The 25,385-nt window shown below is 73.9% G+C and carries 21 protein-coding genes; 5 read left to right on the top strand and 16 right to left on the bottom strand.

Annotated elements, in window-relative coordinates; all coding sequences use genetic code 11:
* Positions 1-65: 65 nt before the first annotated feature.
* From C2142_RS05270 to C2142_RS05240, 7 genes are all read right to left on the bottom strand, one after another.
* Positions 66-974 (bottom strand): Lrp/AsnC family transcriptional regulator, encoded by a 909-nt coding sequence (locus tag C2142_RS05270; protein WP_148641304.1) that lies wholly within the window; start codon positions 972-974, stop codon positions 66-68.
* Between the two features lie 117 nt (positions 975-1,091).
* Positions 1,092-3,170, bottom strand: coding sequence for a SpoIIE family protein phosphatase (locus tag C2142_RS05265; RefSeq protein ID WP_148641303.1), 2,079 nt, complete (start codon positions 3,168-3,170; stop codon positions 1,092-1,094).
* A 320-nt stretch (positions 3,171-3,490) separates the two neighbouring features.
* Positions 3,491-4,525, bottom strand: a complete 1,035-nt coding sequence (locus C2142_RS05260) for a DUF1648 domain-containing protein (RefSeq protein WP_241002391.1) — start codon at positions 4,523-4,525, stop codon at positions 3,491-3,493.
* A complete protein-coding gene (locus C2142_RS05255) occupies positions 4,522-4,869 on the bottom strand; it encodes a GntR family transcriptional regulator (RefSeq protein ID WP_148641302.1) in 348 nt (115 codons plus the stop codon). The genes C2142_RS05260 and C2142_RS05255 overlap by 4 nt, the downstream gene beginning before the upstream one ends.
* A gap of 238 nt (positions 4,870-5,107) precedes the next feature.
* The gene (locus C2142_RS05250; protein ID WP_148641301.1) at positions 5,108-6,901 is read right to left on the bottom strand and encodes a beta-galactosidase family protein; all 1,794 of its coding nucleotides are present in this window, start codon (positions 6,899-6,901) and stop codon (positions 5,108-5,110) included.
* A gap of 389 nt (positions 6,902-7,290) precedes the next feature.
* Positions 7,291-8,259, bottom strand: coding sequence for a carbohydrate kinase (locus C2142_RS05245; RefSeq protein ID WP_148641300.1), 969 nt, complete (start codon positions 8,257-8,259; stop codon positions 7,291-7,293).
* Between the two features lie 42 nt (positions 8,260-8,301).
* On the bottom strand, positions 8,302-8,856 hold the full coding sequence (locus C2142_RS05240) for a hypothetical protein (RefSeq protein WP_148641299.1): 555 nt from the start codon (positions 8,854-8,856) through the stop codon (positions 8,302-8,304).
* A gap of 134 nt (positions 8,857-8,990) precedes the next feature.
* Between C2142_RS05240 and C2142_RS05235 the strand changes: the two genes are divergently transcribed.
* Entirely contained in the window at positions 8,991-10,409 is a 1,419-nt protein-coding gene (locus C2142_RS05235; RefSeq protein WP_148641298.1) for an amidase, read from the top strand.
* A 196-nt stretch (positions 10,410-10,605) separates the two neighbouring features.
* Positions 10,606-11,058 carry a DUF1801 domain-containing protein gene (locus tag C2142_RS05230; RefSeq protein ID WP_148641297.1) on the top strand — a complete coding sequence of 151 codons (453 nt, stop codon included), beginning with the start codon at positions 10,606-10,608 and terminating at the stop codon, positions 11,056-11,058.
* A 125-nt stretch (positions 11,059-11,183) separates the two neighbouring features.
* Here the strand turns inward: C2142_RS05230 and C2142_RS05225 are convergent, their stop codons facing one another.
* The 5 genes from C2142_RS05225 to C2142_RS05205 form a co-directional block, all read right to left on the bottom strand.
* On the bottom strand, positions 11,184-13,178 hold the full coding sequence (locus C2142_RS05225) for an FUSC family protein (protein WP_241002390.1): 1,995 nt from the start codon (positions 13,176-13,178) through the stop codon (positions 11,184-11,186).
* Positions 13,179-13,308: 130 nt separating this feature from the next.
* Entirely contained in the window at positions 13,309-15,639 is a 2,331-nt protein-coding gene (locus C2142_RS05220) for a collagenase (RefSeq protein WP_241002389.1), read from the bottom strand.
* Positions 15,640-15,950: 311 nt separating this feature from the next.
* Positions 15,951-16,358 carry a VOC family protein gene (locus C2142_RS05215; protein WP_148641296.1) on the bottom strand — a complete coding sequence of 136 codons (408 nt, stop codon included), beginning with the start codon at positions 16,356-16,358 and terminating at the stop codon, positions 15,951-15,953.
* A gap of 10 nt (positions 16,359-16,368) precedes the next feature.
* Positions 16,369-16,833: a helix-turn-helix transcriptional regulator gene (locus C2142_RS05210; protein ID WP_148641295.1), complete on the bottom strand. Its 465-nt coding sequence runs from the start codon at positions 16,831-16,833 to the stop codon at positions 16,369-16,371.
* A gap of 459 nt (positions 16,834-17,292) precedes the next feature.
* Positions 17,293-18,201 carry an NAD(+)/NADH kinase gene (locus tag C2142_RS05205; RefSeq protein WP_241002388.1) on the bottom strand — a complete coding sequence of 303 codons (909 nt, stop codon included), beginning with the start codon at positions 18,199-18,201 and terminating at the stop codon, positions 17,293-17,295.
* Between the two features lie 233 nt (positions 18,202-18,434).
* On the opposite strand from C2142_RS05205, the gene C2142_RS05200 reads away from it, so the two are divergent.
* Positions 18,435-18,794 (top strand): UBP-type zinc finger domain-containing protein, encoded by a 360-nt coding sequence (locus tag C2142_RS05200; RefSeq protein ID WP_148641293.1) that lies wholly within the window; start codon positions 18,435-18,437, stop codon positions 18,792-18,794.
* Positions 18,795-18,799: 5 nt separating this feature from the next.
* Here C2142_RS05200 and C2142_RS05195 read toward each other — a convergent pair whose 3' ends face one another.
* Positions 18,800-19,744, bottom strand: coding sequence for a DUF5996 family protein (locus C2142_RS05195; protein WP_148641292.1), 945 nt, complete (start codon positions 19,742-19,744; stop codon positions 18,800-18,802).
* A 263-nt stretch (positions 19,745-20,007) separates the two neighbouring features.
* Between C2142_RS05195 and C2142_RS05190 the strand changes: the two genes are divergently transcribed.
* Positions 20,008-21,846, top strand: coding sequence for a glycoside hydrolase family 15 protein (locus C2142_RS05190; protein ID WP_148641291.1), 1,839 nt, complete (start codon positions 20,008-20,010; stop codon positions 21,844-21,846).
* Here the strand turns inward: C2142_RS05190 and C2142_RS05185 are convergent.
* Positions 21,821-22,417, bottom strand: coding sequence for a MarR family winged helix-turn-helix transcriptional regulator (locus C2142_RS05185; RefSeq protein ID WP_206670892.1), 597 nt, complete (start codon positions 22,415-22,417; stop codon positions 21,821-21,823). The two genes, C2142_RS05190 and C2142_RS05185, sit on opposite strands and share 26 nt — an antisense overlap.
* A 128-nt stretch (positions 22,418-22,545) precedes the next feature.
* Between C2142_RS05185 and C2142_RS05180 the strand changes: the two genes are divergently transcribed.
* On the top strand, positions 22,546-23,121 hold the full coding sequence (locus C2142_RS05180) for an NAD(P)H-dependent oxidoreductase (protein WP_148641290.1): 576 nt from the start codon (positions 22,546-22,548) through the stop codon (positions 23,119-23,121).
* A gap of 263 nt (positions 23,122-23,384) precedes the next feature.
* Here C2142_RS05180 and C2142_RS05175 read toward each other — a convergent pair whose 3' ends face one another.
* Both C2142_RS05175 and C2142_RS05170 read right to left on the bottom strand, forming a co-directional pair.
* On the bottom strand, positions 23,385-24,674 hold the full coding sequence (locus C2142_RS05175; RefSeq protein ID WP_148641289.1) for an MFS transporter: 1,290 nt from the start codon (positions 24,672-24,674) through the stop codon (positions 23,385-23,387).
* Positions 24,671-25,285 (bottom strand): helix-turn-helix domain-containing protein, encoded by a 615-nt coding sequence (locus tag C2142_RS05170; protein WP_148641288.1) that lies wholly within the window; start codon positions 25,283-25,285, stop codon positions 24,671-24,673. The genes C2142_RS05175 and C2142_RS05170 overlap by 4 nt, the downstream gene beginning before the upstream one ends.
* Positions 25,286-25,385 lie beyond the last annotated feature (100 nt).

Below are 25,385 nucleotides of genomic sequence, written 5' to 3'. Positions count from 1 at the left end.
TAGCTTGCGAAGGTGGCCCAGGTGGGCGATTCAGTTGTGAGACCGTTTACAGGCGACGGAATCGCCTAGTCGATGGGCAGATCGTAGGTGTAGGACTCCTTCACGATGTCCAGGTGCACCCACGACTCCGAGCGGGAGACGCCCGGCAGCGCGCGCACCGCCTCCAGACCCGTGAGCAGCACCGACCGGTCCGGCGCGTCCAGGCCGCAGACCACGTCGAAGCGCCCGTAGCCGGTGGCCACGTAGTTCACCCCGGGCAGCGTGGCCGCCGCCTCCGCCACCGGCCGGACCGGCCCCCGCACCCCCAGCCCCACCCCCGCCGCCTCGCGCACGCCCAGCGCGCGGGACTCCACCAGCCCGGTCACGTGCACGGCGCCCTCCTCCAGCAGCCGCAGCACCCGCGCCCGGGTCGCCGGCTGGGAGAGGCCGATCCGCTCCGCGAGCGCGGCGAAGCTGGCGCGTCCGTCGAGCTGGAGCAGGCCGAGCAGCCGCCGGTCCGCCGCGTCCAGCTCGGGCGGCGGCCCCGCCCGCAGGCCCGCGACCTCGGGCGAGTAGGCGTCCCGGACCAGCTCGGCACAGCGGAACACCTCCAGCCCCCGCACGCCCGGAATCGCCCGCAGCGCCGCGAACTCGCGCTCCAGGGCGGCCCCGTCGGCGACCCGGACCTCCGCGAGCACGCTCTGCGGGCCCGCCGTGCAGGAGACGAAGCTGGTCGACCGCCGCCCGGCCGCCATCGCCGCGACCGGGCGGCCGGGACCGGCGACGTCCAGCGACACGTGGGCCACCGCCGTGATCCCGGCGACGGCGGGCGGCACGATGCCGACGATCCGCACCTCGCCGCGCTGGAGCAGCCGCTGCACCCGGGCCCGGGCCGCCTCGCGGGAGATGCCGAGCAGCTCGGACAGCCGCTGGTAGCTGACCCGGCCGTCGTGCTGCAGTTCGCGGACGAGGGCGGCGTCGGTGGTGTCGAGCACGGGGGGCTCCTGGGGCTCCTGGGGCGCGGCGGGGAGTCCCGGCAATCTACCGCCCTGCGGGGCGGGGCGGGGCGGGGTGGGGCGGTTCGGGGTTTCCGGGGCGCGGCCGGGGTGGCGTCAGGCGTCGGTGGGCTCGGCTGCGGCGGGCTCGGGGGTGGCGGGCTCGGGGACGGCGGCGCGGAAGGCGATGAGGGCGATGTCGTCGAGGGCGTCCGGGACCCCGGCGAGCAGCCGGTCGCAGAGGTCCGGCAGCGGCAGGCCCTGGGCCCGCCCGGCGGCGGCGGCCAGCCGGGCCAGGCCGGTGGCCAGGTTCTCGCCGGGGACCTCGACCAGCCCGTCCGTGTAGAGCAGCAGGGTGTCGCCCGGGCCGACGGGCGCGCGGTGGGTGTGCCGTGGTTCGGCGGGGGCCACGCAGAGCGGGACGTCGGCCTCCCCGGCGTCGAGGAAGCGCGGCGCGCCGTCGGCCGGGAGCAGCAGCGGCGGCGGGTGGCCGGCGTTGGACCAGGCCGCCAGCCAACCGCCGTCCGTCCCGGTGGCGCGGGCGAGGTGCAGGTGGACGGCGGTGGCGAAGACGGCGACGCCGAGTCCGTCGGCGGCGGTGTCCAGCCCGGTGAGGGCGTCGGCCGGGGTGTGTAGGTGGGTGCGGTTGTAGGCGATGGAGCGCAGCATGCTGCGCAGCTGGCCCATGGTGGTGGCGGCGGTGAGGTCGTGGCCCGCCACGTCGCCGATGGTCAGGGCGAGGGAGCCGTCGGGCAGCACGAAGGCGTCGTACCAGTCGCCGCCGACCTCGGCGGCGCGGTTGCCCGGCTGGTAGCGGGCGGTGAGCTCGGCGCCCGGTACGGCGGGCGGGGCGGTGAGCAGCGCCCGCTGGAGGACGAGGGCGACGTCCCGGGTGCGCTGGAGCTCCAGGCTCTGGCGCAGCGGCAGCTGTGCGCGCTGGAGGACGTCCTGGAGCAGCTCGATGTCGGCGCGGCCGGGTGGCGGGGTGTCGTCGCAGCCGGCGGCCGCGGCGAGGGCGACGGTCACGCCGTCGAGGACGATCGGCAGCAGGGTGAGACTGGTGGCGCGGGCCCGGGCCAGCCAGCGGGACGACTCCTCGGGGACCAGCCCGGGCGGGACGTGGCCGGCCGGGAAGGTCAGCAGGGCGGGAGCCTGCTCGGCGACCGCCCGGCGGGCCGTGGGCCCGAGCAGGAAGCTCTGCTGGCGCAGCGGCGGCAGCGGGGGCAGGCCGGGCCGGGCGGTGGAGGCGATCCGGGTGCCGCGGATCTCCCCGGGCTGCGAGGAGTACTCCCGGCCGGAGAGCACGAACACCGTGCAGGCGTCGGTGAGGTCGGGCACCACCAGGCCGGCGACGGCCGCGAAGGCGTCCTCCGGGCGGGGGGCCTCGGTGACCGCGACGGCCCGGGCGAGCAGGCGTTCGCGCAGCCGGTTGCGCCAGCGGTCCTCGATGTCGGAGGTGGCGCCGATCCACTCCACCAGGCGCCCGTCCCGCACGATCGGCACGGCCCGCGAGGCGACGTGGCGGTACTCGCCGGAGACGGTGCGGACCCGGAAGCCGTGCTCGAACATCGTCGGCTCGCCCTCCGCCGCGTCGAGCCAGCGCCGGGCCAGGCCCTCCCGGTCCCGGGGGTGGATGAGCTCGAACCAGCTCTCGTCCATGGTGCCCCGCCACGGGTACCCGGTCAGCTCCTCCCAGCCCGGGACCAGCTCGACCATGGTGCCGTCCGCGCGGGTGAGCCAGACCAGCTGGGAGACGGCCGACATCAGCGCCTCGTAGCGCTGGAGCGCGTGCAGGCGGTCCGTGGACAGCCGCTCGGCGCGCTGGGCGGAGTGCACCTCGGCGGTGGTGTCGATCGCGCTCACCAGGACGCCGGGCCCGAAGCGGGAGGAGACCGGCGAGCAGCTGTAGACGAAGTGCCGGTGGCTCTCCGGGTCGTCCTCGGCGGTCTCGACGGTGCGCGGCGTGGTGACCTGGCGGGCCGTCCCGTCGGCGCGGACCAGGTCCAGGGTCTCGAAGAACCGGTCCACCCCCGGCTCGGTGAACACCTCCCGGATCGGCACCCCCGTCGGGCGCGGGCCGAAGAGGGCCAGGAAGGCGTCGTTGCGGTAGACCAGGCGGTGCTCCGGCCCCGCGGTGAGGGCGATCGCCACGATGGCCCGGTCGAAGACCTCCGGAGTCAGCTGAGGCTCGGGCAACCCGTCTCGTCCCCTTCGGTGGTGCACGGCCGGGGCTCGCGCAGCGGCGGCCGGTCGGTGATCGACGGCATCGACGGCCCGGCGGGCGAGCAGCGTGATCGACAGCGGCCGTCCCCCGCACGCTACCGGCGCAGCGGCTGCCCGCGCGCCGCAGAGCCGCCCGGTCGGCCTGCGTGTCGCGACGGTGAGGTGCTCCGGTCGGCCTGCGTGTCGCGACGGTGAGGTGCTCCGGGCGGCCGTGGGCGTGGCGGGGGAGTGCGGGGTGGCTCCGGGTCCGGGTCGGCGTCCGGCGGGCCGGGGGAGTGCGGGGCGGTTCCCGGTCAGCGTCCGGCGGGCCGGGCCGTCATGGAGTTGAGGAGCGCGGCGCCGCGCTCGGCGTCGTCGACGCTGACGGCGAAGTCGGAGCCCCTGCGCGGGTGGATGACCAGGCAGTCGCCGCGGCGGAGCATCACCGTGGTGCCGAGGCCGCTGAGGCGGTAGCCCCAGCCGCCGACCTGGGCCGGGGTGCGCTGCTCGGAGCGGGCCGACTCGATGGCGTCCAGCTGCCAGCGGCGCACCGGCCAGCCGACGGGGCCGAAGGCGATCTCCAGGCCCTTCGGCGTCACCAGAGCCTGGACGGTGGAGCAGGCGGACACCGCGACGCCGGTGACCGCGAGTGCGGGGGCGACCGCCCACAGCACGTCGGCCAGGCCGGCGGCCGCGGCGCCGGCGCCGACGGTGGCGGCCAGGCCGAACAGGGTCGCGGTGAGCTGGAGCCAGGGGTTGACGGTGCGGGAGAGCCAGGCGAAGCGCTCGCCGGCGGGGACGTCGAGCCGGGGGCCGTCGTTCGGTCCGCCGGTCGGTCCGCCGTCCGTTCCGCCGGCTGTTCCGTCAGCCGTTCCGCCGCTCCGGGCGGTTTCCGCGGTGGTGGCGCGACGACCGGCGAGGTGGCCGAGCAGACCGGCGAGCGCCGAAGCGGCCAGGATGACGACGACCTCGAAGCCGACCGGGGCGGCGTCCGCCCAGGTGGTCCGGTCGAGATTGGCGTGCACGATCGACGCCTGGGCGCCGGTGAGCAGGACACCTCCGGAGAGCAGCACCACGCCGGCCCAGGACCGTGCCGCGGGGCCGGTCCACCGGGCGGTGAGGGCGAGGGCCAGTACCGTGACCGCCCAGAGTCCGGCCGGGAAGAGCGGCACCGCCCAGAACGGCATCGAGTCGTCCGGGTGGCCGTTCGAGCCCCAGTGGGTGGCCATCTCGTCCGGCAGCCGGCCGGCCGCCGCCAGCGGCATCGCGACCAGGGTCGCCAGGACCCCGGCCGTCCAGGCGGCCGCGCTCCACCACGCACCACGTATCCGGTTCCCCCCGCCGTTCACGGCAGCCTCCTGATCAGTTCCACGAGATCGGCCCTGCTGTAGCCCAGCCGCGCGGCCTCGGCGACCAAGGCGGCCGCCTTGGCGGCCAGTTCGGCCCGCTGGTCGGCGCCGGCGGCCACCGTCACGCCGCGGCCGCGGCGGAACTCCAGGACCCCTTCGTCCCGGAGTGCGCGCAGGCCGCGCAGGACGGTGTTGGCGTTGACGCCCAGCGCCCGGGACAGCTCCCGTGCGGGCGGCAGCCGGTCGCCGGGCGCGCACTCGCCCTCGGCGATGGCGCGTCGGATCGCACCCGCCACCTGCTCGTGCAGGGGGCGGCTGTCCGCGAGATCGAGCTTCAGCAGCATGATGCTAGCGACAGTAGCACCATCGGTTCCGGGCGAGCTGCCGGGCATCGGTCGGAGTGTTGCGGGGCATCGGGTGTGCTGTCGGGCACTGGGCGGCGTGCTGCAGGGCGGGAGCCGGTGGCGGCAGGCGTGCGTGGGGGTGCCGCCATGGGGGCGGCCGGTTGCCCGCGGAGGGGTCCGCGGGCAACCGGCCGGGCGGGGCCGTGCCGTCGTGTGCCGCCCGGCGGCTGGCGGCGGCTCAGTAGTCGACGCTGGGGGCGGCCGCGGTGGGGCCGAGGTCGGGCCGGTCGCGCAGTTCCACCGCCTCGGCGTGGGTCTCCAGTTCGAGGAGCACCAGCTCGTTGGCGCCCGCGCGCCAGAGCGGGGCCGGGGCGTAGAGGGTGCGCTGCGGGCCCTGGTGGGAGTAGCGGCCGAGCAGGAAGCCGTTGAGCCAGAGCAGGCCGCGGCCCCAGCCGGGAAGGGCGACGAAGGCGTCGGCGGGTGCGTCGAGGGTGGCCTCGAAGCGGTGGAAGACCGGGTCGCCGTCGCTCGCCCCGACGGTGCCGGAGAAGGCGAGTCCGCCGAGGTCCGCCAGGGGCAGTGGCCGGATCTCCCAGTCGTACAGGCGCTGGTGGCCGTGCGAGACCCCGCGGCCGATGCCCTTGCGGTCGTTCTCCAGGAGCGGCCCGTAGTTCACCCGGCCGAGCGCCTCGACCAGGATGTCGAGCGTCGTGCCGGCCGGGCCGGTCTCCAACGACAGGGTCCCGTCGGGGGCGTTGCGGTCCAGGACGCCGAGCGGCACCCCGTCGGCGAACACGTGGGCGCGGTCGCCGATGCCGTCGATCCGCAGCGGCAGCGCGGCCCGCGGGCCGGGGACGCGGGTGCGGTAGTGGATCAGGCCGAGCGACTGGCCGACCTTCTCCATCGGTTCGGGAGCGGCCCGGTGCAGCGGGGCGGACAGGGTGTCGAGGGCGGCCAGCAGACGGGCGCGCCCGGTCGGGCGGTCGATCCGCTGCGGGGTGACGCGCGGCAGCGGCTCGGGAAGCTCCGTCTCGGGCAGCGGGGCGTACTTGCCGATGACGGCCCGGAACGCGTGGAACTTGGCGGTGAGTTCGCCCGCCTCGCCGATCGGCGCGTCGTAGTCGTAGCTGGTGACGGTGGGCTGGTGGCCGGCGTCCTCCGGCTGGGTGCCGGTGTGGTTCGCGCCGGCCCAGAAGCCGAAGTTGGTGCCGCCGTGCGCCATGTAGAGGTTGACGGAGGCACCGGTGGCGAGCAGGTCGTCGAGCGCGCGGGCGGACTCCCCGGCCTCCCGGACGTGGTGCGGTTCGCCGAGGTGGTCGAACCAGCCGATCCAGAACTCCATGGCGGTCAGCGGGCCCTTGGGCTGGTGACGCCGGAGCACCTCGAACCGCTCGGCGGGCCGGGAGCCGAAGGTGGCGGTGGCGAGGTGGCCGGGGATCGTGCCGCCCTGCTGCATGGTGTCCTCGGCGCCGTCGGCGGTGAACAGCAGGCAGTCGACGCCCCGGGCGATCAGGCCGTCGCGGAGGTGGGCCAGATAGGCGGCGTCGTTGCCGTAACTGCCGTACTCGTTCTCGACCTGGACGGCCACCACCGGACCGCCCCGGCTCGCCAGCAGCGGCAGGATCTCGGGCACCACGGCGTCGAACCAGCCGTCGACCTCGGCCAGGTAGGCCGGGTCGGCGCAGCGCAGCCGCAGGCCGTCGACGGCGAGCAGCCGGGCCGGGAAGCCGCCGAACTCCCACTCCGCACAGATGTACGGGCCGGGGCGCAGGATGACGTCGAGGCCGTTGGCCCGGGCCAGTTCGGTGAACCGGCCGAGGTCCCGCCAGCCGGTGAAGTCGTACTCGCCGGAGGGGAGTTCGTGGAAGTTCCAGGGGACGTAGGTGTCGACGGTGTTGGCGCCCAGGGCACGCAGCCGGCGCAGGCGGTCGTCCCAGAGGTCGGGGTGGATGCGGAAGTAGTGCACGGCACCGGAGATGATCCGGTGTGGCGCGCCGCCGCGGCGGAATCCGGTGTCGTCGAAGTCGAGCATGGGGACCGGCTTTCGGTGGGAACTCGGGCTGCTGGGCAGGATAGGTGGGCGGGCCGGGCGGAGCGCCGGTCCGGCGGCCCGGGCGAGCCGGGGCGGGCGACCGGCCGTCCCGGGGTGGGCGCGCGGTGCGGTGGACTCGCGGTCCGGGACGGGGCGTGGTGGCCCGCGGACCGCGAGGGTGGGGGCGAATGCACGCCGTCTTGGGGCGGGCATTCGATCGGAGTCAAGGGAATGGGATCAAGTGATCCGATGTGATCGGCGGCCGGGAGGGCCGGATGTGGCCGAAGAGAGGCTTTCGGCCCGAATTTTCCGGGCTTCGGGGGATGGCTGGCCGCTGTCACGATCTGATCACATGGATCATTCGATCGACGGGGTCCCAGGGTGCGGGGCTACCGGACGGCCGCCCCGGCGTCCCCGCGGAGGTCCGCCTGCCAGGGCGGGTTGGGCCCGGCGACGGCGCAGGTCAGGGCGGCCACGCGGGCGGCGAAGCGGCAGGCGTCGCCGACCTCCTCCACCGTCAGCCCGTCGAGCCGGCCGCCGAGCCGGCCGAGTCCGCCGAGGTGGTGCAGCAGGCCGCCGGTGAAGGAGTCGCCGGCGCCGATGGTGTCGACCACGGTGGTCGCGGGTGCGGCGACGGTCAGCCGCTCGCCGTCCAGGGAGGCGAGGGCGCCCCGGCTCCCGAGGGTGATCACGACCAGCCGGACGCCCGCCAGGTGCCAGGCGTCGCAGGCGCGTTCGGGGGTGACGCCGGGCATCAGCAGGTCGAGGTCGTCGACGCTCAGCCGCAGGATGTCGGCCAGGGTGCACCAGTGCGGGAGCCGGGCGCGGTAGACGGCCGGATCGACCAGCAGTGGGCGGACGTTGGGGTCGATCGAGACGGTCGCGCCGGCCCGGCCGCGGGCGAGCAGCTCCTCGATCCGCGGGCCGCCCGGCTCGCGGACCAGCGCGAGCGAGCCGGTGTGCAGGCAGTCGGCGCCGGCCAGCGGCAGGGCCGCGAGTTCGTCGGCGGTCCACGCCCAGTCGGCGGTGCCCTCGGCGTGGAAGGTGTAACTCGCCTGGCCCTGCGGGTCGAAGGAGGCGACGGCCAGCGTGCTCGGCTCGGCGGCGTCCACGCAGCCGCCGAGGTCGGCACCGGAGGCGCTCAGGTGCTGCCGGAACAGGGCGCCGAACGGGTCGGCGGAGATCCGGCCGAGGAAGCGGGTGGGCGTGCCGAGCCGGGCCAGGGCGACGGCGGTGTTGGCGGGGCCGCCGCCCGGCAGGACGCGCAGGGCGAGTTCGCCGGGCCGGTGCTCGGCGGAGGGCTCGGCGAACGCGTCGGCGACGCACTCGCCGATGACCGCGACCGGGCGCTGGGGCATGGTGACCACCTTCGGGAGACGGAGGGGAGGCGCCCGACGGCCTCAGCCGCCGACCGGCGGGGAGGGCTCGACCGGTGGCGGCAGTGGCGAGTAGTGGGCGCGCCTGGCGTTGAAGTGTGCCAGGTGGTAGGTGACGCCCTCGTGCTCCAGTTCCATGGGTGGCGGGTCGGTGACCGCGGTCGCGTACCGGAAGAACTCCTCGCCCTCCCTCCGGACCTGGGCCGTCAGCCGGGGGACGGCCCGGTACCGCACGTACCTCTCTGCCTCCTCCGCGCTCCAGGACTCGCCGCCGAGGGCGCGGTGCAGCGCGGGGCTGTGGACGGCGCCGACCCGGAAGTTCTCCAGGAAGCGTTCCCGGACGACGATCGTGGTGTAGCGGCGGCCGTTGCCCCGGTGCCGCCCGGCCACGGTCACATGGCCGTTCCACCACCGCGGCGGTGCGATCCAGAGCTTGGCCCCGGGCGCGAAGTGCCGGAGGCCGGCGCGGATCTCCAGCCCGCCCTCGCCGTGGTCGGTCTCCTGCGCGACGTTGGCCACCACGCAGAGGCCCAGCGCCTCGGACGCGGCCCGGCCCGTCTCGTTCGTCCTGTCGGTCACGGCGCCATCATGGCCGGTCGGGGCCGGCCGGCGGTAGCCGTTCCCGAGTGGGCGACGGGGTGTCCGGACGGACCGTCCGCGCCTAGACTGCGGAACTCGCGCGCATTACCGGCCGGTAGGGATGGGGAGTTCGCATGGCGGATGAGCGGGTCCACGCGTTCGGGGACGATGCGCTGGGGGAGCACGACGCGGTGGCGCTGGCGGCCCTGGTGCGGGCCGGTGCGGTGAGCCCGGCGGAGCTGGCGGCGGCCGCCGCGGCGCGGGCCGAGCGGGTCGACGCGGCGCTGGCGCCGGTCGCGTTCGCCGCGTACGGGCGGCCGCGGAGCGCGCCGGCCGGTGACCGGGGCGCGCTGTTCGGGGTGCCCAGCTACCTGAAGGACAACGTGGACCTGCGGGGGATGCCGACCGGGCAGGGGAGTTCGGCGTTCCGGGCCAAGCCGGCGCGGCGGACGGCCGGCTTCGCCGAGCAGTTCCTCGGCACCGGCCTGGCCGTGCTCGGCAAGACCCGGCTGCCGGAGTTCGGCCTCAACGCCTCCACCGAGTTCGCCGAGGCCCGGCCGGTGCGCAACCCGTGGCGGCCCTCGCACTCGCCCGGGGCGTCCTCGGGCGGGGCGGCGGCGCTGGTCGCGGCGGGCGTCGTCCCGATCGCGCACGCCAACGACGGCGGCGGTTCGATCCGCATCCCGGCGGCCTGCTGCGGGCTGGTCGGGCTGAAGCCGACCCGGGGCCGCACCGTTCCCAACGACCAGGGCCGGCGGCTGCCGATCGACCTGGTCACCGACGGCGTGGTCACCCGCTCGGTCCGCGACACCGCCGCCTTCTTCGCGGCGGCCGAGCAGCACCACCGCAACCCGTCGCTGCCGCCGATCGGCCTGGTGGAGGGGCCCGGTGACCGGCCGCTGCGGATCGGGCTGGTGGTGGACTCCCCGGTGGCGGTCACCGACGCCCCGACCCGGCACGCGGTCGAGCGGACGGCGGGGCGACTGGAGGCCATGGGGCACAAGGTGACGCCGGCGGTCCTGCCGTTCGCCGAGGAGTTCTCCCGGGACTTCACGGCCTACTGGGGGTACATCGCCTTCCTGATCGCCTCCACCGGCCGGCTCGTGCTGGACCCGGGCTTCCAGGCCCGGAAGCTGGACGGACTGACGTCGGGGCTGCGGCGCTCCTTCCACCGCGAGTTCCACCGGCTGCCGGGCGTGCTGCGCCGGCTCCGGCAGGCCGAGGCGGCGTACGCGGGCCTGTTCCGCGACCACGACGTGATCCTCTCGCCGGTGCTCGCGCACGTCGCCCCGCCGATCGGCCACCTGAGCCCGAACGTCGCGTTCGAGGAGCTGCTGGACCGGCTGCACCGCTACGTGGCGTTCACGCCGGTGAACAACGTGACGGGCGCACCGGCGATCGCGCTGCCCGCCGAGGCCGCGGGCAACGGCCTGCCGATCGGCGTCCACCTGTCGGCGGCGCACGGCCAGGAGCGGCTGCTGCTGGAACTGGCCTTCGCCCTGGAGGCGGACCGGCCCTGGCGGCGGATCCAGGACCAGGACACGGCCGTCTGACCGTTCGTCAGGCCGGGTGTCCGCCCGTCGGCCTGCTCGCCCGTCAGCCCTGCGGGCCTGCTTCTCGGCGGGCCCGGTGGGGGTGGCGGCGGGGACGGAGTGCGGTCGGTGGCCTACCGGCTGACGCGTTGTCAGTGAGCCGGGATATGGTCCCCTCCAAGATCCGCACGTCGAGATCCTCCAGGGGGAAACCGCCATGAGCGACACCGCGAGCAGCAGGCACGAGGGATTCACGGCCGATGAGCGGGCCGCGATGAAGGACCACGCCCAGGAGCTGAAGAAGGCCTCGCGCCGCGCCTCGGCCGCGGAGAAGGCCGCGGAGGCGGAGCGGGACGTCCTCGCGAAGATCGCCGAGATGCAGGACTCGGACCGGGTCATGGCCGAGCGGGTCCACGCCGTCATCACCGCCGTCGTCCCGGTCCTCGCGCCGAAGCTCTGGTACGGGATGCCCGCCTACGCGCTGGACGGCAAGATCGTCTGTTTCTTCCAGAGCGCGGAGAAGTTCAAGGCGCGCTACGCCACGCTCGGCTTCAGCGACCAGGCGAAGCTGGACGAGGGCACGATGTGGGCGGCCGGCTTCGCCCTGACCGAGGTGACGCCCGAGGTGGAGGAGCGGATCGGTGCGCTCGTGAAGCAGGCGGTGAGCTGAGGCGCCCGCCCGGGAGCCCGCAGCCGGGTGTGCCGCCCGCCGCGGACCGTCCTGGAACCCGGCCCGTGCTGCGACCCGACCGTGCTGCGGCCCGGCCGGCCCGACGGGCGTATGCCGCAGCGTGCTCAGCCCAGGGGGTCGGGGGCAGCGATCGCCAGGGCCGCCCGGACCTCCTGGTGCAGCGGGGCGAGCACACCGTCCGGCTGCTCCTCGGGGCCGTCCGGGCCGTCCCGGCCGTCCGGGCCGGCCTTCGTCGGCGGGGCCGCCGGTTCCGCGCCCGCGTGCAGGGCTTCCGCCAGCTCGCTCAGCTCCCGGGTGATGGCCGCGACCTCGGCCGCGGGCGGCGCCGGGTCGCCGTGGTCGATCCGGACCCGGGTGGCCGTGGTGGCCTCCACGATCCGCTCGACCGCGATCACCAGCGGCCACCAGGCGGCCGCCAGTGCCCCGGTCGGCGGTGGTTCGGTGAGCGCCCGCTGGAACTCCGAGCGGACGGTGGACAGGTCGCGGTAGAGCCGGCGCCGGTTGCGCAGCCGTACGGCCTGGTCCCGCCCGGGCGCCGCGGCGAAGGCCAAAGTGACGTACGAGGCGGTGTCCGCCACGGCGTCGGCGAGCCGGTCGCCGATCCGGGTGTGCCAGGACTCCGGCCAGAGCAGGTAGCCGGCGATCAGCGAGATCGCGCAGCCGAGCAGGGAGTCGAGGAGCCGGGGCAGCACCAGCTGGAAGCCCTGGTGGTTGAGCTGGTCGGAGAGGATCAGGATGACCGGGGTGATGGCGGCGGTCTGGAACGCGTAGCCCTTCACCGAGAAGGCCGGGATCAGCATCGCGAGCAGGGCCGTCATCGGCACGTCCCACCACCCGCGCGGCACCTCGGCGAGGACCGGGATAGCGATCAGCAGCCCGGCCGCGGTGCCGAATGCGCGCAGCACGGCGCGCGAGAAGACGGAGCCGAAGTCGGGCTTCATGACGAAGGTGACGGTCAGCGCCACCCAGTAGGAGCGGGGCACCGGCAGCGTCGAGACCAGCACCTGGGCGAGTCCGATGCAGAGTGCCAGCCGCAGGCCGTACCGCCAGGACGCCCCGGAGAGCAGCGCCGCGCGTGCGGTGCGCCGGGCCCGGACCCGGAACGCGGCGGGGCGGCCGATGCGGTCGGCCGGGCCGAACGGGTCGGGGGCGGGTTCGGCGGCGACGGCGGCCGCGTACCGCAGCGCCTGGTCGATGGCACGCTCGGAGGGGCCGGTGGGCGGCGGCAGGTCCAGCGCGCGCGCGTCGGGCCGGCCCTGTTCGACGGTGGCGGCCAGCTCCCGCACCGCCGCCGGGTAGGCCTCCGGCAGCGGGCCGAGCGAGGGCGGGCGCAGCTTGGCCGCCGAGCCGGCCTCGACCACCGGGATCACCGAGTTGAGCTGGGCGATCAGCCGGGCGAGGCCGGGGGAGCGGCCGTGCCGGCGGGTGCGGTGGGCGAGCAGCAGGTCGTAGGACTCGTTGAGGGAGTGGGTGACGGCCTGCCGCCGCTCGTCGTGCGCGGGTGTGCCCGCGGCCTGGAGGAAGTCGGCGACGGTCCGGTACGTCGCCGCGACCGCCGTCCGTTCCGGCACGCCGCCGCGCAGCGGCCAGGCGAACAGGGTGAGCAGCAGCACCACCAGCCCGCCGAGGGTGAGCAGCAGCGGCGGCTTCCACCAGGGCGAGGGCATCGGCAGGCCGGCGCCGACCACGGCGTTGAGCAGGAGCAGCAGCCCGGAGGCGGAGGCGACGGCGCCGATCGACGAGATCATGCCGGAGACCAGCGCGGTCACGGTGAGCACGGCGACGGCCGTCCACCCCTGCCCGTGCACCAGCGATCCGAGGGTGACGCCGAGGGCGCCGAAGAGCTGGGGGACGGCGATGTTGAACAGCCGCATCCGGTAGGCGTCGGCGGTGTCGCCGATGACGGCGGAGAGCGCGCCCATCGACACCAGTGCGCCCTGGCCCGGGTTCCCGGCGGCCATCCCGACCGCGAGCGGCGCGGAGAGCGCGACGGCGGCCCGGGCGACGGCGGCCCACGGGATCGGCGCCGAGTGCGGCCGCAGGCCCGCGGTGAGCCAGCTGGGGGGTGCGAGCCGGCCGGCTCGTTCGCTCCGTGCCACAGGAACAACGTACGGCGCCGGGCCCGCCCGGGCTCGGCGCCGGGTGGCCGGTGCGCCACGCGCCCCGGGGCGGGCACGGGAACGGGTCCCGTGTCCGTCCCGGGGCCGGTGCGGGTGTGCGGGTGTGCGGTTACCGGCGCAGCGGGCCCTCGCACGAGTAGTCGGCGCTGCCGGCCCGGCCGGTGGGCCAGACGTCGACCTTGCCGAACCAGCAGTTCATGTCGGCGAGGTTGTTGGCGGCGGCGCCGCCGCGGGAGAGGAGGTAGTGGTCGATGGTGGCGGCCATGTCCTTGCGGACCTGTCCGGCGTCGGCGGGGTTGGTGAGGTTGGCGGTGATGCGGCCGGTGCAGCTGAACCGCATCTTGTTGTTCCAGTCGGCGTTGTCCTTGCAGACCGGGGTGTTCTGGGTGGCCGCGGCGAAGGCGTTCTGGACCTCGGAGGCCCAGGCGTACTTCAGGCTGCCGTTGGCGGTGTAGTTGGTGACGGGGACGTAGAGGGAGTCGGCGAGCGGGATCTCGGCGTCGAGGTAGGCGGTGTACTCGCGCTGGAGGGCGGCGTCGTGGCCGAGGCGGTCGCGCCAGGCGTTGTAGCCGTCGAGGTCGTCGGCGCGCAGCAGCCGGTACATCTCGGCCAGCTGGTCGGGGTGCTTCTCGCCGAGCAGGTTGAAGAACGTCGCCGCGTACGGGTAGGCGGAGAAGCCCTCGCTCTCCCAGGTGGCGTGGAGGATCCGGTCGACGCTCAGGCGGGGGGTGCCGGCCTGGTCGTCCCAGCCGATCTGGCGGACCATGTACTTGCGGGCCTTGACCCCGTCCTTGCCGGTGGAGCCGGCGAAGTACTCGGCGGTGCCCTCGTTCATGGCGAAGGTGGCGGCACTGGGCCAGCGCTTGGTGTAGCCGACCTCGGGGATCGCCCAGCGGGCGTTGAGGTAGTGCGTGTACTCGTGCCGGAAGAGCTCCTCCAGGCTGAAGTAGGACTCGGCGGTGGTCCGCTGGTAGGTGTAGAAGCTGGACTGCTCCTCCAGGAACATGCCGCCGTTGTTGACGTCGCCGATGCCGAACAGCGGGGACTGCAGCGCCTGGTAGTGGGACTTGGTGTCGTACAGCTGGACCGTCAGCACGGGGTGGTTGTCGCCGGCGAGCGGCTGGTCGGTGCCGAGGACGCGGAAGAACTGGGCCTTGACCTGCTTGGTGGCGTAGTAGAGCTGGTCGGCGGTGGCGCGGTCGAGGGCGGTGCGGACGACCAGCGAGCCGTTGTCGTAGGTGTACGTGTGGGGGAAGAACTCCTGCTTGAGGACCTCGCGGCAGACGTTGTACTGGCCGCACAGGCCGAGGTTGTTGACCGTGCCGACGAGGTTGCCCCAGGGGCGGCTCAGCCGGCCGAAGACGCCGGTGGCCTGCTGGAGCGTGGGGCCGATGTCGGCGGTCAACTCGGCCTTGAGGGCGGCGATACCGGCGAAGCGGCCGTACTCCAGCATCGCGTCGCCGGCGGCCCACTCGCTGTCGGTGCCCTTGAGGTGGGTGTACCCGGCGTACGCGCGGAAGGCCTGGCGGTAGTCGGCGTCGGCGGCGACCGCGGCGCGGAAGAGGCCCTGCGGGTCCTCGCCGACGTTCTCGATGCCCTGGAAGTTGATCTGGAGGGCGCCCTGCACGGCCCAGTTCCAGCCGTGGTCGCCGACGACGGGGCTCCCCGGGGCGAACAGCCGCAGGATCTGCTTGACCAGCGGGAGACGGGCCACGCGCAGGCCCGGGGCGGTGCTGGTCTGGAGCAGCTCGCCCATCGTGTCGCCGTTGGTGGTGGTGGGATCGAGGACGCGGGGGTTGGCGGTGTAGGCGCGGATGGCCCGGTCGATCGCCCCGGCACTGGCCGCGTCGGAGATGTCGATCTCGGCGTGGCCGAAGTCGAAGAGGACGGCGACGTGCAGGAAGTACCAGAGTTCCTGCTGGTTGAGGTTGTTGGCGCCGTCGAAGCGCGGGGCGAGCTCGGTGATCCGGTTGGCGACGGCCTGGACGTGCGCGGGCGTCATCACCTTGGCGGTTTGAACGTTCCAATTGACCAGCAGCGGGCGCAGGCACTTCTGGTACGTGTGGCTGCGGTCGGAGAGGAAGTCGGCGAGCGCGGCCGGGGAGAGGGAGGTGAACGCCTCCGGGGTGCAGGTGGTGGCCTGGCCGGCGACGTCCGCGAGGGCCGGGGCGGCGGGGTCGCCCGGCTGGCTGCCGGTGGTCGGCTGGAGCGCGGCGGCCCCGGGCCAGCCCTGGGGGCCGGCCGAGCCCGTCCCGCCGGGGGCGGCGCGGTGCGCCGCCTGGTCGGCCGGGGCCGGGGCGGCCTGGGCCGAAGCGGCGCCCTGGGCCGCGACGGGTGCCGAGGGGGCCGCGGCCTGGGCGCTCTGGATGAGCGGCACGGCGAGGGCGGCGGTGAGGGCTGCCGAGAGCAGGGCGTTGCGAACGGACGTGGTGGGGGGCACTGATGTTCCTCCGGTGAAGGTGTGGGGGGTGCGCGTGGTGCGACGTCTGCCGGGGGAGGAGGCGGCAGGCGTTTCCTCGCCACAGTTGGGGTGCGGGAGGGGCCGACCTGTGTCAGCAATGTGATGTGTAACATAGTAATGTGAAATAGCATTAACAAGAGGGTGGGAGGTCCGTTACACATCCGTGCTGTAGCCGACCCCTCCCGGTGGGCAGCCGAAGAGGCCCCTGGAAACCGCCTGGGGGCTGAGGGGCCTCTTCGGTTCCGCGCTGCGCGGGCGGCGGGCCGGCCGCCGTGGATGTCCGGCCGGTGCTACTTCTTCGCCTGCGAGATCCGCACCATGTTGCCGGAGGGGTCGCGGAAGGCGCAGTCACGCGGACCCCACGCCTGGTCGATGGGCTCCTGGAGCACCTCGGCCCCGGAGGCCCGGACCTTCTCGAAGGTGGCGTCGAGGTCGTCGGTGCGGAAGACGATCATCGGCAGCACGCCCTTGGTGAGCAGCGCCTGGAGGGCGTCGCCGTCGGCCTGGGAGCGGCCGGCGTGCGGCTCGGAGAGCACGAACTCCAGGTCCGGCTGGGCCGCGCTGCCGAGGGTGATCCAGCGGTGCCCGCCCGAGGCGACGTCGTTGCGGACGTCCAGGCCGAGCGCGTCGCGGTAGAACGAGAGCGAGTCGTCCAGGTCGTTCACGGTGATGTGGAAGTACTGAAGTGCGATGTCCATGCGGGCAACGCTAGGCGGCGGACTTCTCGTCCGCTTCTCGATTCCTGCTCGATCCGCCCGTCGGTCCGCCCGTCGGTCCGCCGCGCGTGGGGCGGGTGCGCTGCTTCGCCACGCAGGCGGGCATCGCCGTGACGGCGGCGTGCTCACGGCCGCGGTAGACGCTCGGGGCGACGCCCACCACCTCGGTGAAGCGCGAGCTGAAGGAGCCCAGCGACGTACAGCCGACCGTCATGCAGGCGTCGGTCACGCTCGTGCCCGCGCGCAGCAGCGCCATCGCGCGCTCGATCCGGCGGGTCATGAGGTAGCCGTACGGGGTCTCGCCGTAGGCCGCCCGGAACTGCCGCGAGAAGTGTGCCGGCGACATCAGCGCGCGGCCGGCCATCGTGGGCACGTCGAGCGGACGCGCGTACTCCCGGTCGATCAGGTCCCGCGCGCGCCGCAGGTGCGCGAGGTTGGCCAGCTCCTCCGGGGTCATGGGACCAGGGTACGGACCGGTACGGCCGTTGCGGGCCGCCCCGGGGCTGCGCCGACGCCGCCGGCCCGCGGTCTCCGGGGCGGCGGCGCCGAGGCCCCGCCGTCCCGGCTCCGGCTCCGACCGCCTGCTCCGACGGCTGGCAGTGCGCGAGCCGACATGTAGGGCGAGGACGGGCGGGCAGGGCCCGATTCCCGGTCGGGACGCGGTGCCAGATCCTGGGACCCGACTGGCACATGCAGAGCCGGCAGTACTGCGACGGCATCTGGGGCAAGCAGGAGTACTGCGTGAAGACCACCACCCCGGCCCCCGCCGACGCCGCCCTGGCCCCGCGAGGCTGACCACCCCGGTCACGTCCGGCGTCCGGGCACGTGCCCGGACGCCGGACGTGACCGGGGTGGGGAGGAGCCATGCGCCGGTGCCACCCGGACCACTGCCCGGGCGCCCGAACCGGACCGGGGATCAGCCGTGTTCCGCCGAGCCGGTGAGCCGGAGTTTGCGCTGGGCCCGCTGGTAGAACGTGGTGTGGCCGAGTCGGACGACGCGTGCGGCGGCGGGCAGCATGGTCACCTCGATGACGGCGCCCGGTGAGACGTGGCCGGCCAGGAGGCCGTCCGCCTCGACGGCGAGGTCGCCGCTGTGCGGCAGGACCTCCAGGTCGAGCCGCTCGCCACTGGAGAGGAAGACGGAGCGGTTGAACGCGGCGTGCGGAGCCACCGGGGTGATCAGCAGCCCCTCCGCGTTGGGGGAGACGATCGGGCCGCCGGCGGAGAAGCTGTACGCGGTGGAGCCGGTCGGCGTGGCGACCACGACCGCGTCGGCGGTGTAGGCCACGAAGGGCTCGCCCTGGACCCGTACGGCGACCGCCGCGGACTTGTGCCCCGGGCTGCGCAGGAGCACGACGTCGTTGAGTGCCGTCTCCTGGGCGGCCCCGAAGCGGGCGTGGACGCCGGAGCGGGCCTCCACGGTGAAGCGGCGGGCGTCGATGGCGTCCAGTGCGGCAGGCAGTTCCGGTATGTCGACCTCGGCGAGGAAGCCCAGGCGTCCGACGTTGACGCCCAGGACGGGCGCGTGGCCCCCGGTCGCGAGCCGCATGGCGCGCAGCATGGTGCCGTCCCCGCCGAGGCTGATCATCAGGTCGGCGCTCGTGGTCATCTCCTCGGCCTCGACCGGAATGGCCTCGCAGCCGATCCGTGCCACCTCCGCCGCCAGCCCCAGGACCTTCGTCCCCCGGGCCCGGCTCCAACGGACCACGGCCTCCACGGTGGGCGCGCAGGTGCGTTCGGGGTGGAGCACCAGCCCCACCGTGCCGATGAATCCCATCCGGAGCACCTCGATGTCGGCCGGGCCACTGTTGCTCCCTCCAGTCACGCACAGCCGGTCGCCACCTTCAAGGTCACCGCCGGGCCCTCGTGGTCACGTCGGGGCGCAACCGCCTCCCGTGGGCACGGCCCGACCCGGGAAGTCAGGACCGCCCGCCGCCGTCCGGCACGGAATCCCCGTGCGCGCCGGCTGGTTGGGATTCGGAGAGACGGTCCGACGGCTTGGGCCTCGACGTGCCGGACCGGCGCGACCGGCCGAGCCCTCATCGGGAGGCGTGTCCCATGGCTGACAGCCCGATCCGGGGGATTGACCCCTCCGCGCGGCCGAGCGGAGAGGGGTGTGTGGAGTGCCTGGCGGGGGACGGGCCGGGGTGGTGGTTCCACCTGCGGCGCTGCGCCGCGTGCGGGCACATCGGATGCTGCGACTCCTCGCCCTCGCAACACGGCACGCGGCATGCCCGGGAGGCGGGGCACCCGTTCCTGGCCAGCTTCGAGCCCGGTGAGGCGTGGTTGTGGAACGTCGAGACCGAGCAGTACTACGAGGGGCCGGAACTGGCGGCGCCCGCCGCGCACCCGGACTCGCAGCCGGTGCCCGGCCCGAGTGGCAAGGTCCCCGCCGACTGGCAGGTGCACCTGCACTGACGTGCTCAGAGCGGCGGGGCCGGCAGCCGCGGGTCCGTGATCCCGCCCGGGCAGGCGAGGCGGCCGACGTCCCAGCCGGCCCGGGCGGCTCCGGCCTGGTACGCGCTCTCGTAGAAGGCGAGCACGGCCGCTCTCGGATCGGGCTCGGTACGGGCGTCGTCGTAGCGCAGGACCGCCAGGTGGCTGTCGTTGAGCCCGGTCCACCGGGCGGATGCGGGAGTGAGTGGGTCCTCGGCCAGGTGCGCCGGCTCGGGAGTCGTGTAGGAGTAGAAGGCCGGTTCGCCCAGGTCGGCGTCCCCGGACCAGAAGCCGAAGCTGATCAGTTCCCGGGAGTACGCCTCGCGGGTCACCGGGTCCACCTGCGACGGCTGGTCGAGGGCGCTTCCGGAGAACCGGGTGTGGGCGATGTCGAGCGAGTGCCAGAAGAGGTGGACGGGGCTGACCTTGCCCGAGAAGCGCGCCGCGAACTCCTCCAGCACCAGCCCGACCTGGCCGAGCACCTGCCAGTAGCGGTTCGCCCAGGCGGGATCGTAGGTCGCGTGCTCGAAGTCCTCGGCGAACGGCCGGTCGGAGTCGGCCAGCCGGTAGGGCCGGGGGACCCGGATCTCCACCCGGACGCCCAATGCCGCCAGCGTCTCCAGGGTCTGCCGGTAGAACGAGGCGACGGACTGGCCGGGGAGCGGGAAGGACTCCGCCCTGCCGTCCGCCATCGCGACGACCAGCAGGTGGTCGACGAAGTCGAAGTCGACGGTGAAGACCGGGTTGCCGTCGACCAGTCCCATGGGCCGGGTGGTGATCCCGCGCCCGGTGAGGTGGAAGGGGACGTTCCACCAGTGGTTGCGCCGCACGCTCGCCGCGAGGCGGATCTTGCCCACCACCTGCGCGAAGCGGTGCAGCGTCTCCTTCGTGTCCCGCCACTCGGCGAGCGGCATCGGTGGGAACAGTTCCATCGCGCATCCTCCTGTCCGTCGGCCGCAGTTCCATGATGACCACGGTGGCCCGGACGGTGCAGACGGAGGCCGGATGCAGTGCCCTGGCAGCGGCTTCGGACGGGTCGCGGCCCGCCGGGCCGCGACGAGCTTCCGTACCGGGTCGCCGCCCTCGCGTGCGAGGTGCGGCCTGCCGGTTCGCTTCGGCGCTCCGACATGCCGCGACCTAGCATGGGACAAGAGGTTCGGCTCGATGCCCCGCACCACCGGGTGAGGAGGCGGCCATGGCGGAGTACGGCAGCGGCGGATTCGGTCAGCCGGACGGTTCCCGGTATCCGCCGATCTCCGAGCACGGCCTGATCGGTGATCTCCGTACCGCCGCGCTCGTCGCCACCGACGGCACCATCGACTGGTACTGCTGCCCGCGCTTCGACGCACCCAGCGTGTTCGCGTCCGTGCTCGACGCCGACCGGGGCGGCAGCTTCGCACTGTCCGCGGACGTGCCGGCCCGGACCCGGCAGTTCTACTTCCCCGACACCAACGTCCTGATCACCCGGTTCTTCGCCGCGGACGGGGTGGCGGAGATCCAGGACTTCATGCCCGTCGTCGACGAGTCCCGCGAGGCGGGCCGGCACCGGCTGATCCGCCGGGTGGTGTGCGTCCGCGGGGTGCTCCCGTTCAGGGCGCGGATCGCCCCGCGCTTCGGCTACGGCGCCGAAGCGCACACCGTGCACCTCGAAGGCCACGAGGCCGTGTTCCGCTCGCCGTCGCTGACGCTCGCGCTGAGTTCCACCGCACCCCTGGAGGGCGAGGGGGCGGACGTGTGGTCGCATTTCAAGCTCCTTGAGGGCGAGTCGCACGTGTTCGCCCTCGACCGGATCGGCGACGGCGTCCCGGCCCGGTCGTGTCCGCGTGCCGAGGCGCAGGAGCAGGCCGAGGCGACCGTCCGGTTCTGGCGTCACTGGCTGTCCCGCTCGCAGTACCACGGGCGGTGGCGGGAGATGGTGCACCGCTCGGCGCTCGTGCTGAAGCTGCTCACCTACGCGCCCACCGGTGCGATCATCGCCGCACCGACCACCAGCCTGCCCGAGCAGATCGGCGGCGAGCGCAACTGGGACTACCGCTACGTCTGGGTCCGTGACGCCGCCTTCTGCATCTACGCCCTGCTCCGCCTGGGCTTCACCTCGGAGGCCGAGGCGTTCATGGGCTTCATCTCCGAGCACGGGATCATGCGGGGCACCAAGGAGACCGGCCCGCTGCAGATCATGTACGGCATCGACGGGAGCTGCGACCTGCCCGAGTACGAGCTGTCCCACCTGGAGGGTTACCTAGGGTCCGCGCCGGTCCGGGTGGGGAACGCCGCCACCGGGCAGCTCCAGCTGGACATCTACGGCGCGCTGATCGACTCCGTCTATCTCTACGACAAGTGGGGGCAGCCGATCAGCAGCGGTCACTGGGACGAGGTCGGCGCCGTGGTGGACTGGCTCTGCGAGCACTGGGACCAGCCCGACGAGGGGGTCTGGGAGACCCGTGGGGGCCGGCGCAACTTCGTGTACTCGCGGTTGATGTGCTGGGTCGCGCTGGAGCGGGCGATCCGGGTGGCGAACCGCCGCGGGCTCCCCGCCGACCTGCCCCGCTGGCGGCAGTCCCGCGACGCGATCTACCGGCAGATCATGGCCCGCGGCTGGTCGGCCGAGCGCGGCGCGTTCGTCCAGGGGCTGGACGACAAGGTCCTCGACGCGTCCCTGCTGATGATGCCGATGGCCAAGTTCATCTCGCCCACCGACCCCAAGTGGCTCTCCACCCTGGACGCGCTCACCTCGGACCTGGTCTCCGACTCCCTGGTCTACCGCTACGACCCGGAGGCCAGTCCGGACGGACTCCGGGGCGCCGAGGGCACGTTCTCGATCTGCTCCTTCTGGTACGTCGAGGCGCTGGCCCGGGCGGGCCGGCTGGAGGAGGCCCGGCTGGCCTTCGAGAAGATGCTCACCTACGCCAACCACGTCGGCCTGTTCGCCGAGGAGATCGGCCGGACCGGCGAACAACTCGGCAACTTCCCGCAGGCGTTCACCCATCTCTCGCTGATCAGCGCCGCGTTCAACCTGGACCGCGCCCTGGGCTGACGGTGGCGTCGCAGGAGTCCGCGCCGACGTCGCAGGAGTCGGCGCCGACCTCGCAGGACAGGCCGCCCGGTTCGCCCTCCGCGACGGTGCGGGCGAGCCGGGCGAGCAGGGACCGGAACACCGCCCGCTCGTCCTCGTCGAAGACGGAGAGCAGCGCGTCCTCCGCCGCCCTCACCTGTCGCTGAAGGTCACGGAGGGTTTCGACGCCCAGGGGGGTCGCGACGATCCTGCGCCGGCGCCGGTCGGCAGGGTCGAGCCGGCGTTCCACCAGGCCCGCCGCCACCAGGTCGTCGAGCAGGTAGGTCATCACCGTGCGGTCGATCCGCAGGTAGCCGGCCAGCGCGACCTGGTTCGGCCCGTCGCCCTCGACCACGGCCGCGAGCGTCTGAAAACCGCGGGCACCCTGGGCGACGCCCGCGAGCACCGGGGAGACGGCAGTCCGGTAGGCATGCGCCACCGCCATGAGCGAGAAGCCGAAGTCCTCCGTGAGGTCGGGACACCCGGCTGTCGGCGTGGTCTGCGTCCCGCTGCCCGTACCAGGATCGCTGCCCGTACGAGGAATGCTGCCCATACCAGGAATGATAGGCAGCGGCCCGCTGTTGGCGAGATTGTCTGCTCCGCAGACGATCTGCCGGGCAGCACGAACTCCGCAGGTGCCAGTCACGCCAAGCACCGCGAACGAGGAAGGCCAGGCCCGTCATGCTCAAGATCGGCATCATCCTCGGCAGCACCCGCCCCAACCGCAACGGCGAACAGGTCGCCAAGTGGGTGCTCGACATCGCATCGCGCCGCACCGACGTCGCGTTCGAACTCATCGACCTCCGCGACCACCCGTTGCCGCACCTCGACGAGCCCGTGCCACCGTCCCTGGGGGACTACCGGAACGAGCACACCCGGCGGTGGGCGGACGAGATCGCATCGTTCGACGGCTTCGTCATCGTGACGCCGGAGTACAACCACGGCATCCCCGGCGTGCTGAAGAACGCGCTCGACTTCCTCTACGCCGAGTGGAACAACAAGGCGGTCGGTTACGTGTCCTACGGCGCGGTCGGCGGCGTCCGCGCCGTCGAACAGCTGCGCCTGGTCGCCGCCGAGCTCCAGATGGCCGACGTGCGCCAGCAGGTCGCGCTGTCCCTGATCACCGAGTTCGAGGGCTACCACGTCTTCAAGCCCGGCGACTACAACCTGCCCGCCCTGAACACGATGCTCGACCAGGTCATCGCCTGGAGCACCGCACTGGCGCCGCTCCGCGTCCCGTCACCCGTCGCGGCGTGAGCGGAACGGCAGCCGTGTGCCCGGACCTTCCCTCACCCTGACCGGAGCCGGAGCCGGAGCCGGAGCCGACCGCCAACAACGGTCACTCGGTGTCGATGAGGTCGATGGGACGGCCGACCGGCGACGGCTGGCGAGAGGCGCTGCGCTCTGGTCGTGACTTCGCGCGAGCGACAACTCCGCCGGACGGTCGGCGGATTCGGTGCGCCGGCCCCGTCTTCGGTGAGGCGGCGGGGCGGCGAGCCGGCGAGGCGCCGGTGCGCAGGTCAGGCCGGGGTCGAGGTGCTGGGGGCGGACGTGCCGACGGTCCTGGGCGTGCCGGCGGCGGGGAAGTCCCGGGTGCGCCCGACGGGGGAGAACAGCAGGATCAGGGCGGCGAGCGGGACGCCGGCGGCGGTGAGCCACATCGCGGGGCGCAGGCCGAGCGTCGTACCGAGGACGCCGGCGAGGACGGCGCCGAGCGGGATGGTGCCGTAGTTGAGGACGGCGGCGCTGGCGGTGATACGGCCGAGCAGCCCGGGCGGGCAGTAGCTCTGCAGGAAGCCCGACTTGAGGACGTTGCCTGCGACCACCCCGGCGGAGACGCTGAATCCGCCCGCGAGGTAGAGCAGCACGCCGACGCCGTCAGTGGTGAGCGGGATCAGCAGGGCGAGGCCGGACAGGCCCAGTTCGAAGAGGAGCATCGCGCGGGCGGTGCCGATCCGGGCGGCGGCCCGGCGGGCGGCGAACGCCCCGGCGATGCCGCCGCTCGCCGCGGCCGCGATCAGCCCGCCGACCGTGCCGGAGGCGAGCCCGACCTCGCGGACCAGGAAGGCGACCTGGATCGACTGGTACCCCATCAGCGCCAGGTTGGAGGCGGCGCCGAACAGCGTCAGCGTGCGCAGCCAGCGGTCCCCGGCCACCAGGCGCAGGCCCTCGCCGACCTCGCGTCGCAACGCGCGTTCCCTGCGCGGGGCCGGGGTCTCGCGGTGGCGGATCCGGGCCAGGCAGACGAGTGAGACCAGGAAGGTGGCGGCGTTGGCGAGCATGCCGTTCACCGCGCCCGCGAACTGGGCGATCAGACCGCCGGAGCCGAGGCCGGCGATCTGGGCGGCGGAGGCGCTGCCGTGCAGTTTGGCGTTGCCCTCGGGCTGGTCGACGGGGTCGAGCAGGTCGGGCAGGTAGGCGGTGTAGGCGGTCTGGAAGAAGACCGCGGCGGTGCCCGTCAGCAGCGAGACGGCTAGCAGCAGGCCGATGCTCAGGTGGCCGAGCCGGTCGGCCACCGGGACGGCGAGGAACAGCAGCAGTGACACGGCGGCGGTGGCCAGCATGACGGGCCGGCGGGCTAAGCGGTCCACCCAGACACCGGCCGGCAGGCCGATCACCAGCCACGGCGCCCAGGCGGCGGCGTTGAGCAGGCTGATCTGCAGGGTGGAGGCGTCCAGGTCGGAGACGGCGATCAGTGGCAGGGCCACTCCGGTGACGGAGGCGCCGAACTTCCCGGCGGTCTCGCCGGACCAGAGCAGGCGGAAGTCGCGGTTGCGGCGCAGCAGTCCGCCGCGTGCACCGCGGCTCACTCGGTGCCCCTGGTCCGGCGCGGGAAGGACTGGAGCTGCACCACGACCGGCAGCGCGCCCGGGTCGGGCGCGGTGTCCGGCTCCGGGGCGTGGCGGGCGATGACCTCCGCCAACTCATCGTTGAGCGCCTGGAGTTGTGCAGGTGTCAGGTGCAGCTTGCTCCAGTCCGAGATGGTTCCGACGCCGCGCCACTCGTCCTCCCACTCCTCGTTGATGTAGGAGATGACCCGGTTGAAGTACTGCTGCACCAGCTCGTGCATGTAGAGGGAGAGCGCGCCGCGGGTCTCGGGGTCGTCGCGGAAGTCCGCGGTTTCGAGCCGGTTGGCGCCGGGCACCCGGCGCCACCAGCGTTCGCGCTTGGTGCCGCGGCCGGTCTCCTCCTCGATGAAGCCGTGCTCGGCGAGGTGGCGCAGGTGCCAGCTGACGGTGCCGGTGTTCTCGCCGAGCCGCTCGGCGAGCCGGGTGGCGGTGGACGGGCCGTCCAGGTTGAGCAGTTCGAAGATCTGCATTCGCAGCGGGTGGGCCAGTCCGCGAAGGCTCCGGGCGTCGATCCGGCGCTGCGGCCGGGCGTGCGGGGCGTGCGGGGTGGGCTGTTCGGGGCTGTCGGTCATGACGCCATCGTAAGTTGCAGAGAGTTCTCTGCATAGATGTGTCTGCAGAGAGTTCTCTGCAACATGGCGATGATGGTCCGCGGTCCCGGTTCTGCGATCA

Source organism: Streptomyces sp. CB01881 (assembly GCF_002953255.1).
GTDB lineage: Bacteria > Actinomycetota > Actinomycetes > Streptomycetales > Streptomycetaceae > Kitasatospora.
This window is presented reverse-complemented; position numbering and strand designations above follow the sequence as displayed.